This window comes from Streptomyces sp. NPDC101151 (assembly GCF_044768335.1).
Classification (GTDB): domain Bacteria; phylum Actinomycetota; class Actinomycetes; order Streptomycetales; family Streptomycetaceae; genus Streptomyces.
The window spans coordinates 1-14,765 of sequence record NZ_JBIWPP010000056.1; the positions used below are offsets into that span (position 1 = coordinate 1).

The following is a 14,765-nucleotide window of genomic DNA, read 5'->3' on the forward strand; positions in this document are numbered from 1 at the left end:
CGCATGCCGATCTTCGTGTGGAACGTGCTGCTGACCGCCGTCCTGGTCCTGCTCGCCTTCCCGGTCCTGGCGGCCGCGCTGTTCGCCCTGGAGGCGGACCGAAAATTCGGGGCACATGTCTTCGATGCCGCCAACGGCGGCGCACTACTGTGGCAACACCTCTTCTGGTTCTTCGGCCATCCAGAGGTGTACATCATCGCGCTGCCGTTCTTCGGCATCATCTCCGAGGTCATCCCGGTCTTCTCCCGCAAGCCGATGTTCGGCTACATGGGCCTGATCGCCGCGACCATCGCGATCGCCGGTCTGTCCGTGACGGTGTGGGCGCACCACATGTACGTCACCGGCGGTGTGCTGCTGCCGTTCTTCTCCTTCATGACGTTCCTGATCGCCGTCCCGACCGGTGTGAAGTTCTTCAACTGGATCGGCACGATGTGGAAGGGCTCGTTGTCCTTCGAGACACCGATGCTCTGGGCGACCGGCTTCCTGATCACCTTCACGTTCGGTGGTCTGACCGGTGTCATCCTGGCCTCGCCGCCGATGGACTTCCACGTCTCCGACTCGTACTTCGTGGTGGCCCACTTCCACTACGTGGTCTTCGGAACGGTCGTATTCGCCATGTTCTCCGGCTTCCACTTCTGGTGGCCGAAGATGACGGGCAAGATGCTGGACGAGCGCCTCGGCAAGATCACCTTCTGGACGCTGTTCGTCGGCTTCCACGGCACCTTCCTGGTCCAGCACTGGCTGGGTGCCGAGGGCATGCCGCGTCGGTACGCCGACTATCTGGCGGCCGACGGCTTCACCGCTCTGAACACGATCTCGACCATCAGTTCGTTCCTGCTCGGCCTGTCGATCCTGCCGTTCCTCTACAACGTGTGGAAGACGGCCAAGTACGGCAAGCCGGTCGGCGTGGACGACCCGTGGGGCTACGGCCGTTCGCTCGAGTGGGCGACGTCCTGCCCGCCGCCGCGGCACAACTTCCTCACCCTGCCGCGGATCCGCAGCGAATCCCCGGCGTTCGACCTGCACCACCCCGAGATCGCCGCCCTCGAGCAGCTTGAGCACGCCGGTCACGGTGGCGCCATCGCGGGCAGCAAGGAGGCCGGCAAGTGAAGATCCAGGGTCGGATGTTCATCTGGCTGAGCTTCTTCGTCCTGATCATGGCCGTCGTGTACGGCGTGTGGTCGAAGGAGCCGGCCGGTACCACGGCGCTCTTCCTGGCCTTCGGCCTGTGCATCATGATCGGCTTCTACCTGGGCTTCACCGCCCGGCGGGTCGACGCGGGTGCGCAGGACGACAAGGAGGCCGACGTCGCGGACGGCGCGGGCGAGCTGGGCTTCTTCAGCCCGCACAGCTGGCAGCCGCTCGCCCTGGGCGTCGGTGGCGCGCTTGCCTTCCTCGGTGTCGCGGTCGGCTGGTGGCTGCTGTACTTCTCGGCGCCGATCATCATGATCGGCCTGTTCGGCTGGGTGTTCGAGTACTACCACGGTGAGAACCGCACCCAGTAGCACGCACCAGGCAAGCCGGGAGCCCGGACACTCCGTCAGGAGAGTCCGGGCTCCTGCTTTTGCCGCAGTGTCTGTCACTCGTACGAGTTACGTACCGCGCTGGTGGGCTCTACATCTCATAGCGTGATCGTATGAACCACACTCCGCGGACCCGCACCGTCGTCAGCTGCGCCCTGCTGGTGACCGCCCTCGGCGCGGGCGTCACCGGCTGCGGTTCGGACGGCAACCCCCTGTCGGCCAAGCCGTACGACGCAGCGGACCAGATCTCCTTCAGTGGCCCCACCGATGCCGGAAAGCGGGCCGACCCGGACAAGCCCCTGGAGATCACCGCCAGCGGCGAGGACCGGATCACGGACGTCACCGCCCAGGACTCCACAGGGCGCTTCGTGGCGGGCGAACTCGCCGTCGACGGCAGCCGTTGGCACAGCACCTCCCCGCTGGCCGCCAACGCCCACTACACGGTCGCGGTGAGCACCGAGGACGAGGACGGCGCGCCCGGCCGCAAGGTCCTCAGCTTCGACACCAGCAAGCCCACCACCACCAAGCGCCTGAACGTCACGTTCGGGCCGGAGTCGGGCCAGTACGGCGTCGGACAGCCCGTCACCGCCCAACTCGACCAGGAGGTCAAGGACAAGGCGCAGCGGGCCATCGTGGAGCGCGCCCTGAGGGTGGACTCCACGCCGGCGGTCCAGGGCTCCTGGTACTGGGTGAGCGACAAGGAACTCCACTACCGCCCAAGGGAGTACTGGCCCGCGCACGCCACCCTCCAGGTGCACAGCAACCTGGACGGCGTAAGGATCAGCGACCGGCTGTGGGGCGGCAAGTCCAAGGCCCTGAAGATCACCACCGGTGACAAGATCGAGGCCATCACGGACGCCGCGGCGCACCAGCTGACGTACTTCAAGAACGGCAAGGCGGTCCAGTCGATCCCGGTCACCACCGGCAAGTCCGGCTACGAGACCCGTAACGGTGTCAAGGTCGTCCTGGCCAAGCAGTACTTCGTACGTATGCGCGGCACCACGGTCGGCATCGCGGAGGGCAGCGCCGACTCCTACGACCTGCCCGTCTACTACGCCACCCGGGTCACCTGGTCCGGCGAGTACGTCCACGCCGCCCCCTGGTCAGTGGGCTCCCAGGGCTACGAGAACGTGAGTCACGGCTGCACGGGCATGAGCACCGGCAACGCCGAATGGTTCTTCGACAACATCCACGAGGGCGACATCGTCAAGGTCGTCAACTCCAACGGCGCCCCGATGGAACCCTTCGGCAACGGCTTCGGCGACTGGAACGTCGACTGGAAGAAGTGGCGCACGGGCAGCGCGCTCGTCAACGGCACCTCGGACGGCTCGGCACCACAGGACGCCGAGCGGCTCCAGCCGACGTCGGTGTGACCCGTTCAGGGGCGCGGGGCGGTGCCGGTGCGCGGCGCCGCCACGTGGGCGCGACAGGTCCCCACCGGGCAGTCACGCCGTTGAACCCCGCGCCCCGGGCTCCTAGGCGCTCAGCAGCCTCTTCTGACGGAGCAGACCGGCCAGGGCGGAGGCGAACTCCACAGGATCCACCGGCAGGGTCACGGCGGCATCGGCCCGGCTCCAGGTGGCGAGCCACGCATCCTGGGGCCGCCCCATCAGCAGCAGCACAGGCGGGCAGTTGAAGACCTCGTCCTTGATCTGCCGGCACACCCCCATGCCCCCCATCGGCACGGCCTCGCCGTCGAGCACACACACGTCGATGCCGCCCTTGGCCAGCTCGCGCAGCACCGCCTCAGGCGTCGCACACTCCAGGAACTCGACCAGCGGGACATCGGGAGCCGGCCTGCGGCCGGAGGCCAGCCGCACCTGTTCCCGGGTGTTGGAGTCGTCGCTGTACACCAGCACCGTAGCGGTCGGCTGCATGCTTCCTCCGAGACGTCAGCGTCCTGCGGACAGGGCCGTTCGAGGCGGATGTTACTCCCATGAACACCACGTCAACACCGGTTCGGCGGGCAGCAACACTCCGAACGGCACCCCCCGGAGTGAGGGCGGGATAAGCGACCGACATAATGTCGGTCGTGGCGACAGCAACGACAGTAGAAACCGGGCACGCGCACCCGTCGGTCAACCGACCGAACCTCACCAGCGTCGGAACCATCATCTGGTTGAGTTCCGAGCTGATGTTCTTCGCGGCCCTCTTCGCGATGTACTTCACCCTCCGTTCGGTGACCGGACCGGCGCACTGGAAGGAGCAGGCGGAGGCGCTCAATGTGCCCTTCTCCGCGACCAACACCACGATCCTGGTGCTCTCCTCGCTCACCTGCCAGCTCGGCGTGTTCGCCGCCGAGCGCGGGGACGTGAAGAAGCTCCGTGGCTGGTTCATCCTCACCTTCATCATGGGTGCGATCTTCATCGGCGGTCAGATCTACGAGTACACGGAGCTGGTGAAGAAGGACGGGATCTCCCTGTCCTCCGACCCGTACGGCTCGGTGTTCTACCTGACCACCGGCTTCCACGGCATGCACGTGACGGGTGGCCTCATCGCCTTCCTGTTCGTCCTCGGCCGCACCTACGCGGCGAAGAGGTTCACGCACGAGCAGGCGACCGCGGCCATCGTCGTGTCCTACTACTGGCACTTCGTCGATGTGGTCTGGATCGGCCTCTTCGCCACGATCTACCTGATCAAGTAGCCGGGACCGCTCCCGCAATTCCAGAAGCACCGACGCAGAAGATCCTGACACCGGGGTAATCCGTGAAAAAGCTCTCCGCACGACGACGCCATCCGCTGGCGGCGGTCGTCGTCCTACTCCTCGCGCTGGCGGCCACTGGGGGGCTGTACGCCGCGTTCGCGCCCGCGAGCAAGGCACAGGCCGATGAAACCTCCCAGTCCCTGACCATCAAGGAGGGCAAGAAGCTCTACGAGGTCGGCTGCGCCAGCTGCCACGGCACCGGTGGCCAGGGCTCCTCCGACGGCCCGAGCCTGGTCGGCGTGGGCGCCGCGGCTGTCGACTTCCAGGTCGGCACCGGCCGTATGCCGGCCGCCACCTCGCAGGGCCCGCAGGTCGTCAAGAAGAAGAACATCTACACCCAGGCCGAGATCGACCAGCTCGCCGCGTACATCGCGTCGCTGGGCGCCGGCCCGAATGTGCCGACGAAGGAGCAGTACGGCCCGGACGGGGCGGACATCGGCAAGGGTGGCGACCTGTTCCGTACCAACTGCGCGCAGTGCCACAACTTCACCGGCAAGGGTGGTGCCCTCACCAAGGGCAAGTTCGCGCCGGACCTGTCGGGTGTCGACCCGAAGCACATCTACGAGGCCATGCAGACGGGCCCGCAGAACATGCCGTCCTTCCCCGACACCACGCTGTCGGAGAAGAACAAGAAGGACATCATCGCGTACCTGCACGCGATCAACAGCAGCGAGACGGAGCAGCCGGGCGGCATGGATCTGGGCGGCCTCGGGCCGGTCAGTGAGGGTCTGTTCGCGTGGATCTTCGGCCTCGGCGCCCTGATCGCGGTAGCCGTCTGGGTCGCCGCTCGGACCGCAAAGGCCAAGAAGTCATGAGTAGCCAAGACATTCCAGAAGAGAACCTGCCCGCAGAGCAGGACCACGCGCACGGCGCCGTGAGCGTCGCGGACGAGGAGAACCCGTTCGCGGACCCGGGGCTGCCGCCTCACGAGCACCGGATCCAGGACATCGACGAGCGGGCCGCCAGCCGGTCCGAGCGCGTCGTCGCCCTGCTGTTCACGGTGTCGATGCTGGCCACCGTCGGCTTCATCGCCTCGTACGTGACGATCCCGCACGACAAGTCGATCTTCGTCTTCCCGATCGGGCACGTCAGCGCGCTGAACTTCGCGCTCGGCATGACCCTCGGTACGGCGCTGTTCTGCATCGGCGCGGGCGCGGTCCACTGGGCCCGCACCCTGATGTCCGACGTCGAGGTCGCCGACGAGCGTCACGCGATCGCGGCCTCGCCCGAGGTCCGTGCGAAGGTCCACGCGGACTTCAAGCAGGGCGCCAAGGAATCGGCGCTCGGCCGCCGCAAGCTGATCCGCAACACGATGTTCGGCGCGCTCACCCTGGTGCCGCTCTCCGGCGTCGTCCTGCTGCGCGACCTCGGCCCGCTGCCCGGAACCTCGCTGCGCCACACCCTGTGGGCCAAGGGCAAGCTGCTCGTCAACATGAACACGAACCAGCCGCTGCGTCCCGAGGACGTCGCCGTCGGTTCGCTGACCTTCGCCAAGCCCGAGGGCCTGGAGGAGGCGAGCGAGGAGTTCCAGAACGAGATCGCCAAGGCGGCCCTGATGATCATCCGGCTCCAGCCGGACAACATCAAGGACAAGCGCGAGCTCGAATGGTCGCACCAGGGCATCGTGGCCTTCTCGAAGATCTGCACCCACGTCGGCTGCCCGATCTCGCTGTACGAGCAGCAGACGCATCACGTGCTCTGCCCGTGCCACCAGTCCACCTTCGACCTCTCCGACGGCGCCCGAGTGATCTTCGGCCCCGCCGGTCACGCCCTGCCGCAGCTCCGCATCGGCGTGAACGACGAGGGTTACCTCCAGGCGCTCGGCGACTTCGAGGAGCCCGTCGGTCCTGCATTCTGGGAGCGCGGATGAGTACCGCATCGAACGAAACGAACCCGTCTGCCGCCGACGCGGCGGGCCGCTCTCGCGGGAAGGCACCGGCCGGCGAGCGGATCGCCGACTGGGCCGACGGCCGGCTCGGGATCTACTCCCTGGCCAAGGCCAACATGCGCAAGATCTTCCCCGACCACTGGTCGTTCATGCTGGGCGAAGTCTGCATGTACAGCTTCCTCATCATCATCCTGACCGGTGTCTACCTGACGCTGTTCTTCCACCCGTCGATGAACGAGGTGGAGTACCACGGCAGCTACGTCCCGCTCCAGGGACAGCTGATGTCCGAGGCGTTCAGCTCGACCCTGCACATCTCCTTCGACGTGCGCGGTGGTCTGCTCATCCGGCAGATCCACCACTGGGCCGCGCTGATCTTCCTCGCCGGCATGTTCGTGCACATGATGCGCGTGTTCTTCACCGGCGCGTTCCGCAAGCCGCGTGAGATCAACTGGCTGTTCGGCTTCCTGCTGTTCGTCCTCGGCATGTTCACCGGCTTCACCGGTTACTCGCTCCCGGACGACCTGCTCTCCGGCACCGGTGTCCGCTTCACCGAGGGCGCGATCCTGTCCATGCCGATCGTCGGCACGTACATCTCGTTCTTCCTCTTCGGCGGCGAGTTCCCCGGCCACGACTTCGTGGCCCGGTTCTACTCGATCCACATCCTGCTGCTGCCGGGCATCATGCTCGGCCTGATGGTGGGCCACCTGATCCTGGTCTTCTACCACAAGCACACGCAGTTCGCGGGTCCCGGAAAGAGCGAGAAGAACGTCGTCGGCATGCCGCTGCTGCCGGTGTACATGGCCAAGGCCGGAGGCTTCTTCTTCCTGGTCTTCGGTGTGATCGCGGCCATCGCCGCGGTGACCCAGATCAACCCGATCTGGGCCATGGGCCCCTACCGGCCCGACCAGGTCTCCACCGGCGCCCAGCCCGACTGGTACATGGGCTTCGCCGAGGGTCTGGTCCGCTACATGCCGGGCTGGGAGATCAACTTCTGGGGTCACACGCTCGTCCTGGGTGTGTTCATCCCGCTGGTGCTCTTCGGTCTCGTCCTCGCGGCGATCGCGCTGTACCCGTTCATCGAGTCCTGGGTCACCGGCGACAAGAGCGAGCACCACATCCTGGACCGCCCGCGCAACGCCCCGACCCGTACGGCCTTCGGTGCCGCCTGGGTCACGGTGTACATGATCGGCCTGGTCGGTGGTGGCAACGACCTCATCGCCACCCACTTCAACCTGTCGATCAACGACGTCACCTGGTTCGTCCGGATCTTCTTCTTCGCCGGACCGGTCATCGCGTTCCTCGTCACCAAGCGGATCTGCCTCGGCCTGCAGCGCCGCGACCGCGACAAGGTGCTGCACGGTCGCGAGACCGGCATCATCAAGCGTCTGCCGCACGGTGAGTTCATCGAGGTCCACGAGTCGCTCAGCCAGGAGCAGCTGCACACCCTCACGGCCCACCACCAGTACGAGCCGGCCGAGATCGGCCCGGCGGTCGACGAGAACGGTGTCGAGCGCAAGGTGAAGGCGTCCGAGAAGCTGCGCGCCAAGCTCAGCAGCGCCTACTACGGCGAGGACAACCAGATCCCGAAGCCCACTGTCGACGAGTACAAGGAGATCACGAGCGGCCACGGCCACCACTGATCCCCGCGTCGCCACGCCACGGTCGAAGGGCCCCGTCCGGCTTACGGACGGGGCCCTTCGCCGTGTCCCGGGCTGGATAGGGTGGGATCACACTGTTCTTCTACGACACCCAGGAGCGGCTATGAGCGCTGTGACCCCCGCTGGAGGCGACACCGCGGCGGGCCGTTCCTGGCCCGCCCTGCTGAACGGACTGCTCGAGGGACAGAACCTGTCCGCCGACGACACGGCCTGGGCGATGGACCTGATCATGCGCGGCGAGGCGACCGACGCGCAGATCGCCGGGTTCATGGTGGCCCTGCGGTCCAAGGGCGAGACGGTGGAGGAGATCACCGGACTCGTGCGGACCATGTACGAGCACGCCAATGTGATCGAGGTACCCGGGCCGGCCGTCGACATCGTCGGAACGGGCGGCGACGGCGCCAAGACGGTGAACATCTCCACGATGTCGTCGATCGTCGTCGCCGGCACGGGAGCGAAGGTCGTCAAGCACGGCAACCGCGCCGCGTCCTCGGCCTCCGGGTCCTCCGACGTCCTGGAGAAGCTCGGGATCAATCTGAACCTGACGCCGAAGCGGGTCGCCGAGGTGGCCGAGGAGGCGGGCATCACCATCTGCTTCGCGGTGAAGTTCCATCCGTCGCTGCGTCATGTCGCCGCGGCACGCGGTCAGTTGGGGATCCGGACGACCTTCAACGTCCTCGGTCCGCTGACCAACCCGGCCAAGGTGCGCGCCCAGGCGGTAGGCGTCGCCGACCCGCGCATGGCGCCGATCGTCGCCGGGGTTCTCGCCGAGCGCGGCAACTCCGCCCTGGTCTTCCGGGGCGACGACGGCCTGGACGAGCTGACGACCACGTCCACCTCCCGGGTGTGGGTGGTCCGGGACGGCAAGGTCACCGAGGAGAGGTTCGACCCGCGGGACGCCGGCATCGACCTCGTACCCGTGGAGGCGCTCCGCGGCGCCGACGCGTCGTACAACGCGGAGGTCGCCCGCCGTCTGCTGGACGGCGAGCCGGGTCCGGTGCGCGAGGCGGTACTGCTGAACTCGGCGGCCGCGCTCGTCGCTCTGCGGCCGGCCGAGGCGCCGCTTGCCGAGCAGCTCCGGGCCGGCATGGCCGAGGCGGCGCGGTCGATCGACTCCGGCGCGGCGAAGCGCTCGCTGGAGCGGTGGGTGGCGGCGAGCAACGCCTGAGGATCCGAGGTGCGGTCCCGCAATCCGGACACGAGTTGCGGGACCGCGATCACTTCACGTACGTTCCCGTACCAGGTCATGAGTGACAGTCATGAGGCCCCGGCCGACTGTCCGGCAACCCTCCGTCCGTGGCGGGGTGCCCCGGGTGAAGACCAGGCCGTAGGCAGTGAGGTCTACGGCAAGCGCGGACCCCTCACACACTTCTGAGAGTGTGCGGCCAGGGGTCCTGGTCGTCGAGGAGTCTTCCGTGAGCAAGCGAATGCGCTAGGGCGTAGAGCCCCACCTCCGCGTACCCCTTTCCCCTTCTTCTTGCTCGCACGGGAGTTCCGTCATGTCTGTCTTCACCGCTGCCGCCGACCAGTCCGTTTGTTCCCCGCTGCCCGTTCTGGGCAGGGATGTCACCGTCCCGCTCGTGACCGGCGGTGAGGTCGCCTACGCGGCGCTCGACTATGCGGCCAGCGCCCCCGCCCTCCAGCGCGTCTGGGACGACGTGGCCGCCTACGCGCCGTACTACGGCAGCGTCCACCGCGGCGCCGGCTACCTCTCCCAGCTCTCCACCGACCTGTTCGAGAACGCCCGCAGGACGGTCGCCGAGTTCCTCGACTGCCGCGAGGCCGACCAGGTGGTCTTCACCCGGTCGACCACGGACTCCCTGAACCTCCTCGCCCGCGCGCTCCCCGCCGACTGCCAGGTCTTCGTCTTCGAGACCGAGCACCACGCCTCCCTGCTGCCCTGGCAGGACGCCCGGGTCACCTATCTCAACGCCCCGCGCACCCCGCGGCAGGCCGTGGAGACGCTGGAGCGGGCCCTGGCGGACCGCGACCCCTACGGTCCGGCCCTGGTCTGCGTCACCGGCGCCTCCAACGTCACCGGCGAGCTGTGGCCGGTGCGCGAGCTGGCCGCCGCGGCCCATGCGCACGGCGCCCGGATCGTCCTCGACGCCGCCCAGCTGGCCCCGCACCACCCCGTGTCGGTCCGGGACCTGGACGTCGACTGGGTCGCCTTCTCCGGCCACAAGCTGTACGCCCCCTTCGGCTCCGGCGTCCTGGCCGGCCGTGCCGACTGGCTGGCCGCGGCCGAGCCGTACCTCGCGGGCGGCGGCGCCAGCCGCAAGGTGACCCGGCGCACGGACGGGGGAGTGGACGTGGAGTGGCACGAGAGCGCCGCCCGCCACGAGGCCGGGTCCCCGAACGTCATCGGCACCTACTCCATCGCCTCCGCCTGCAAGGCGCTGACGGAGGCCGGTTTCGACACCCTCGTGGCCCGCGAGGAGCACCTGATCCGCACGGTCCGCGAAGGTCTCGCCGAGGTGCCCGAGGTGAAGATCCTCTCCCTCTTCGGTGACGACGCCCCGCGCGTCGGAGTGATCTCGTTCGTCGTCGAGGGCTGGAACAGCTCCCACTTCGCCGCCGCCCTCTCCGCCGAGTACGGCATCGGCGTCCGCGACGGCCTGTTCTGCGCCCACCCGCTGGTCCGCACCCTGCTGGGCAGCGACCCCCAGACCCAGGGCGAGTGCGGCGCCCCCGAGGCCGCCCCAGGTGAGAAGTCCCTGAACGCGATCCGCGTCAGCTTCGGGGCGGGCACCCCGGACGAGCATGTCGAGCGGTTCGTGAACGCGGTGCGGGAACTGGTCCGGGACGGCGCGAAGTGGCAGTACCGCACCGAGGACGGCCGCTGCGTCCCGGCTGTCTGACCGCAGGGTGCCTAGGAGGCGGTGTTCACGAGTCGAGACCGATCGCGAATGCCGCCTCCAGGTCGTGCTGGGAGTACGTGCGGAACGCGACGTGGGTGTCGGTGGCCTCCACGCCGGGGATCTTGCTGATCCGGCCGGGGATGACCTCGGCGAGGTCCTCGTGCCGGCTCACCCGGACCATGGCGATCAGGTCGTAGGTGCCGGTGACCGAGAAGACCTCGCTGATGCTCTCCAGTGAAGCGATCTGCTCGGCGATCTCGGGGATCCGGTCCACACTGGTCTTGATCAGGACGATCGCGGTGATCACGACTGGTTCTCTCCCTGGGGTGCCGGAGCCGGTGCGGACTTCACTCTAGTCGCCCGCCCGTCTCCCACCACCGCCCTTCCGAGGCCTCCCGTCGGGCCCTTCCGCCTTCCGTAGCGCGCCCATGCGTAGCCGAAGCCCACCCCGAAGCCGACCAGGTGGGCGAGGTAGGCCACCCCGGGTCCCTCTCCGGCGTGGCCCGCCGCGAGCCACTGCAGGGCCGCCCAGAAGGGCAGTACGACCCAGGCGGGGAAGCGCATCGGCAGAAAGAACAGGAAAGGGAGGAGACTGGTCACACGGGCGCGGGGAAACAGGTAGAGGAATGCTCCGAGGACCGCCGAGATCGCCCCGGAAGCGCCCACCAGCGACTGCTCGGAGGCGGCGTTGGCGGCCGCGTAGCCCAGCAGGGCCAGGTAGCCGCAGCCGATGTAGAACAGGGTGAACTCCACCCGGCCCATCCGTTCCTCGGTCATCATCCCGAAGACGAAGAGGAAGAGCATGTTGCCGAGCAGATGCACCCAGCTGCCGTGCACGAACAGCGCGGTGACCGGGGTCAGCGCCTCCCGGAAGGGCCCGTCGAACAGCTCCGCCGGGACCACCCCCCAGCGCCGGAAGTACGCGCGCTGCGCGGCCGGCAGCGCGTCCTCGGAGCCGTACGCCGGAGTGAGTCCGGAGGCCGGGCCCAGTACGAAGATCACGGAGCATACGGCGATGAGGGCGTAGGTCAACGGCGCGGAGGTGCCCCGGAGCGCCCTGAGTGTTCTGCCGGTCGCCGTGCTCCAGGTGGTGATCATGACTACAGAGCATGACGTAAGGGGACGCATGCTGACAGACCGCCTCGCCGCCGTGGACGGACGGGCGGCGAGTACCCGCCAGGCCGTAGGGTTACGAGCCACACGCGTTGCGGAGCGGCGCGGAACAACCCGAGAAGGAAGCGAACAGGCACGATGACGGTTCCCCTGCCGACCGCCACGACGCGATGGCGCTGCACCCTCTGCGGCAACCTCACCCGCTTCGACGTCACTCGCTCGTCGAAGGTCGTCGAGTACGTCCACCTCGACCTCGCCGGTGAGTCGACGGTCGAGGAACGCGAGGTGGTCAGTGAGACCATCGAGTCGGTCCGCTGCCGCTGGTGCAACGCGGTGGACCAGGTGGAACTCGTGGACAGGCCGGGTGCCGGCTCCTGAGCGGAGCGGGCCCCGTAGAGGTATTGGGGTGTGACGGATGGTGGAGACCACAGGCGGGGGGCCGGGCGACGGCACCGCTGAGGTGCTTGACCGTCCGCTGCCCGACGGGGTGCGCCGGCGGGTCGTGCAGATCGTCTCGGACGGCTTCGGCGGCCTTACCGTGACGGAACTGCCCGCCCAGTTGAGGCAGTACGCCCGGTTCGCCCCCAACCGTCGGGCCAAGTTCGCCGGCAACGCCATGGCGGCCGCGCTGGAGACCGACCCGCTCTTCCGGCAACGGATCGGGGAGAAGTTCAGAGACGCGCAGCCGGAACTCTCCGGCGCTCTGGACTCCGGCTCGCCGCCCCCGGCCGCGGACCCGCTCGACGTGGCGGCCGCGGCCTACGTACTGCGCCCTGCGGGCTGGGTGAAGCTGGTCACCGCGGCCGGCGAGGAGGCCCAGCGCGCGGACGCCGAGCGGGCCGGCGAGGAGAGCCGGGCCGAACTGGAGCGGCTGCGCGAGGAGCTGGACCAGGCCCGTGAGCAGACCCGGGCCGAGACCGAACGGCTGCGCACCGAGCTGGAGTCGGCGAAGAAGGAAGCGGAATCGCTGCACCGCAAGCTGCGTGCCGCGCTCAGCGACGTCAAGCGCGGCGAGGCGGCGCTGCGCAAGATCCATGGCGAGATCGAGGCCGTGCGCTCCGAGGGGCAGGCGCAGGTGTCGGCCGCGGAGAGCGAGTCCCGGCGGCTCAAGGCCCGTCTGGGCGAGGCCGAGGCCGCGCTGGAGGCCACCCGCCGGGCGGCCCGCGAGGGGCGCAGCGTCGAGGACATGCGGGTACGGCTGTTGCTCGACACCCTGCTGGACGCCACTCAGGGGCTGCGGCGCGAACTGGCCCTGCCGCCGGTCTCCGTGCGCCCGGCCGAGACCGTGGATGCGGTCGAACCGGGACGAATGACCCCGAAGGACATCGCGACCCGGGCCCTGTCCGAGAACGACCCCGCGATCCTCGACCAGTTGCTCGCGCTGCCGCAGGCGCATCTGGTGGTCGACGGCTACAACGTCACCAAGACCGGCTATCCGCAGATGCCCCTGGAGAAGCAGCGGCTCAGGCTCCTGGGCCAGCTCTCGGCGCTCGCCGCGCAGACCGGCGCCGAGGTGACGTGCGTCTTCGACGGCGCCGAACTGGCCGCGCCGGTGCTGCTCGCGCCGCCGCGCGGGGTGCGCGTGCTGTTCTCCAAGCCGGGGGTCACGGCGGACGAGCTGATCCGCCAGCTCGTGCGTGCGGAGCCGCCGGGGCGTCCGGTCATCGTCGCCTCGACCGACCGGGAGGTGGCCGACGGCATCGCCAAGGCGGGTGCCCGTCCGGTCGCGTCTGCGGTACTTCTGAAGCGACTGTCCTGAACGTGCAACCAGCATATGCAATGCCCGAATTGACCGAACCGTCACGCAACGTAGTGTCAATCGAGCATCACTGCACGTGCGTTGATTGCAAAGAATGCATTGCGTGACCGGTTTTTTGGCGCGAGGATTTGAACTGATCACAGCTGGGTCACTAGGGTCTGGGCTCGAACCTCCGAACGGGTGATCACTCACAAGAAGGAGTTCGTCCTCAGTGGCGTCCCATCGTCGACCCAAGCAGCCGAGCCGCACGCGTGTCACCGTGCTGACCACCGCAGCCGCCGCTGCCGTCGCGCTCAGCGCGAACGCCGCCAATGCCGCGCCGAGCGAGAAGCTCGGCAAGGACGAGGTCAAGGCGAAGGTCGACAAGCTCTACGAGCAGGCGGAGCAGGCCACCGAGAAGTACAACGGGGCCAAGGAGAAGCAGGAGAAGCTCCAGAAGGAGATCTCCACCATCCAGGACAACGTCGCCCGCGGCCAGCAGGACCTCAACAAGCTGCGCGACGGCCTGGGTTCACTGGCCACCGCGCAGTACCGCTCCGGCGGCATCGACGCCTCGGTCCAGCTCTTCCTGTCCTCCAACCCGGACGACTTCCTCGACAAGGCCTCCACGCTCGACCAGTTGAGCAGCCAGCAGGTCGAGGCCCTGAAGAAGATTCAGGACAAACAGCGCGAACTCGCCCAGGACCGGGCGGAGGCCACCGAGAAGCTCAAGGACCTCGCCTCCACCCGCACGGAGCTGGGCAACAAGAAGAAGGAAGTCCAGGGCAAGCTCGCCGAGGCGCAGAAGCTTCTCAACACCCTGACCGCCAAGGAGAAGGCGGCCCTCGCCGCCGACCAGGCGCGCGCCAACCGCTCCTCCTCCGACCGCGTGGACCTGGGCAACGACACCTCCGCCTCCGGCCGGGCCGCCGCCGCCTTCTCCGCCGCCAAGAGCCAGCTCGGCAAGCCGTACGTCTACGGCGCCACCGGCCCCTCCTCCTTCGACTGCTCGGGCCTGACCTCCTACGCCTACGCACAGGCCGGCGTCTCCATACCGCGCACCTCCGAGTCCCAGGCGGGCATCGGCAGCCGCCTCTCGCAGAGTCAGCTTCAGGTCGGCGACCTGGTCTTCTTCTACGGCGACCTGCACCACGTCGGCCTCTACGCCGGCAACGGCCAGGTGCTGCACGCTCCGCACACCGGTGCCGTGGTCCGCTACGAGGCGATCGGCAACATGCCGTTCCAGTTCGGCGTCCGGGTCTGACACACCCCCGGGACAC

15 protein-coding genes and 1 riboswitch are annotated in these 14,765 nt (G+C 68.2%); of the genes, 12 read left to right on the plus strand and 3 right to left on the minus strand.

All coding sequences use genetic code 11. From position 1 onward, the window contains the following. From ACIRU3_RS43825 to ACIRU3_RS43835, 3 genes are all read left to right on the plus strand, one after another. The coding region (locus ACIRU3_RS43825; protein ID WP_404069424.1) for a cbb3-type cytochrome c oxidase subunit I at positions 1–1,110 on the plus strand (1,110 nt) is incomplete at its 5' end. Next, complete coding sequence (locus ACIRU3_RS43830; protein ID WP_404069426.1) at positions 1,107–1,505, plus strand: cytochrome c oxidase subunit 4; 399 nt, start codon at positions 1,107–1,109, stop codon at positions 1,503–1,505. The genes ACIRU3_RS43825 and ACIRU3_RS43830, both read left to right, overlap by 4 nt. A 131-nt stretch (positions 1,506–1,636) precedes the next feature. After that, the gene (locus ACIRU3_RS43835) at positions 1,637–2,896 is read left to right on the plus strand and encodes an Ig-like domain-containing protein (RefSeq protein ID WP_404069428.1); all 1,260 of its coding nucleotides are present in this window, start codon (positions 1,637–1,639) and stop codon (positions 2,894–2,896) included. A gap of 102 nt (positions 2,897–2,998) precedes the next feature. Here ACIRU3_RS43835 and ACIRU3_RS43840 read toward each other — a convergent pair whose 3' ends face one another. Continuing rightward, a complete protein-coding gene (locus ACIRU3_RS43840) occupies positions 2,999–3,400 on the minus strand; it encodes a hypothetical protein (RefSeq protein WP_404069430.1) in 402 nt (133 codons plus the stop codon). A 146-nt stretch (positions 3,401–3,546) separates the two neighbouring features. Here ACIRU3_RS43840 and ACIRU3_RS43845 point away from each other — a divergent pair, with 146 nt between their 5' ends. The 6 genes from ACIRU3_RS43845 (at position 3,547) to ACIRU3_RS43870 (ending at position 10,634) form a co-directional block, all read left to right on the plus strand. Then, a complete protein-coding gene (locus ACIRU3_RS43845; RefSeq protein WP_404069432.1) occupies positions 3,547–4,167 on the plus strand; it encodes a heme-copper oxidase subunit III in 621 nt (206 codons plus the stop codon). A gap of 62 nt (positions 4,168–4,229) precedes the next feature. Continuing rightward, positions 4,230–5,042 carry a c-type cytochrome gene (locus ACIRU3_RS43850; RefSeq protein WP_404069434.1) on the plus strand — a complete coding sequence of 271 codons (813 nt, stop codon included), beginning with the start codon at positions 4,230–4,232 and terminating at the stop codon, positions 5,040–5,042. Continuing rightward, a complete protein-coding gene (locus ACIRU3_RS43855) occupies positions 5,039–6,097 on the plus strand; it encodes a Rieske 2Fe-2S domain-containing protein (RefSeq protein ID WP_404069436.1) in 1,059 nt (352 codons plus the stop codon). Before ACIRU3_RS43850 ends, ACIRU3_RS43855 begins: the two co-directional genes overlap by 4 nt. Further along, on the plus strand, positions 6,094–7,755 hold the full coding sequence (locus tag ACIRU3_RS43860; RefSeq protein ID WP_404069438.1) for a cytochrome bc complex cytochrome b subunit: 1,662 nt from the start codon (positions 6,094–6,096) through the stop codon (positions 7,753–7,755). Before ACIRU3_RS43855 ends, ACIRU3_RS43860 begins: the two co-directional genes overlap by 4 nt. Before the next feature lie 121 nt (positions 7,756–7,876). Continuing rightward, on the plus strand, positions 7,877–8,941 hold the full coding sequence (gene trpD / locus ACIRU3_RS43865; RefSeq protein ID WP_404069440.1) for an anthranilate phosphoribosyltransferase: 1,065 nt from the start codon (positions 7,877–7,879) through the stop codon (positions 8,939–8,941). 74 nt (positions 8,942–9,015) lie between these two features. Then, a riboswitch (SAM riboswitch) is annotated at positions 9,016–9,132 on the plus strand. A gap of 140 nt (positions 9,133–9,272) precedes the next feature. Continuing rightward, positions 9,273–10,634, plus strand: coding sequence for an aminotransferase class V-fold PLP-dependent enzyme (locus ACIRU3_RS43870; protein ID WP_404069442.1), 1,362 nt, complete (start codon positions 9,273–9,275; stop codon positions 10,632–10,634). 25 nt (positions 10,635–10,659) lie between these two features. Here ACIRU3_RS43870 and ACIRU3_RS43875 read toward each other — a convergent pair whose 3' ends face one another. Next, positions 10,660–10,941: an Lrp/AsnC family transcriptional regulator gene (locus ACIRU3_RS43875; RefSeq protein ID WP_404069444.1), complete on the minus strand. Its 282-nt coding sequence runs from the start codon at positions 10,939–10,941 to the stop codon at positions 10,660–10,662. Continuing rightward, positions 10,938–11,732 (minus strand): rhomboid family intramembrane serine protease, encoded by a 795-nt coding sequence (locus tag ACIRU3_RS43880; RefSeq protein WP_404069446.1) that lies wholly within the window; start codon positions 11,730–11,732, stop codon positions 10,938–10,940. Before ACIRU3_RS43880 ends, ACIRU3_RS43875 begins: the two co-directional genes overlap by 4 nt. A 153-nt stretch (positions 11,733–11,885) precedes the next feature. On the opposite strand from ACIRU3_RS43880, the gene ACIRU3_RS43885 reads away from it, so the two are divergent. The 3 genes from ACIRU3_RS43885 (at position 11,886) to ACIRU3_RS43895 (ending at position 14,749) form a co-directional block, all read left to right on the plus strand. Continuing rightward, positions 11,886–12,125, plus strand: a complete 240-nt coding sequence (locus ACIRU3_RS43885; protein ID WP_404069448.1) for a hypothetical protein — start codon at positions 11,886–11,888, stop codon at positions 12,123–12,125. Positions 12,126–12,162: 37 nt separating this feature from the next. Further along, positions 12,163–13,506 carry an NYN domain-containing protein gene (locus ACIRU3_RS43890; protein ID WP_404069450.1) on the plus strand — a complete coding sequence of 448 codons (1,344 nt, stop codon included), beginning with the start codon at positions 12,163–12,165 and terminating at the stop codon, positions 13,504–13,506. A gap of 211 nt (positions 13,507–13,717) precedes the next feature. Continuing rightward, positions 13,718–14,749: an NlpC/P60 family protein gene (locus ACIRU3_RS43895; protein ID WP_404069452.1), complete on the plus strand. Its 1,032-nt coding sequence runs from the start codon at positions 13,718–13,720 to the stop codon at positions 14,747–14,749. The last annotated feature ends 16 nt before the right edge of the window (positions 14,750–14,765 follow it).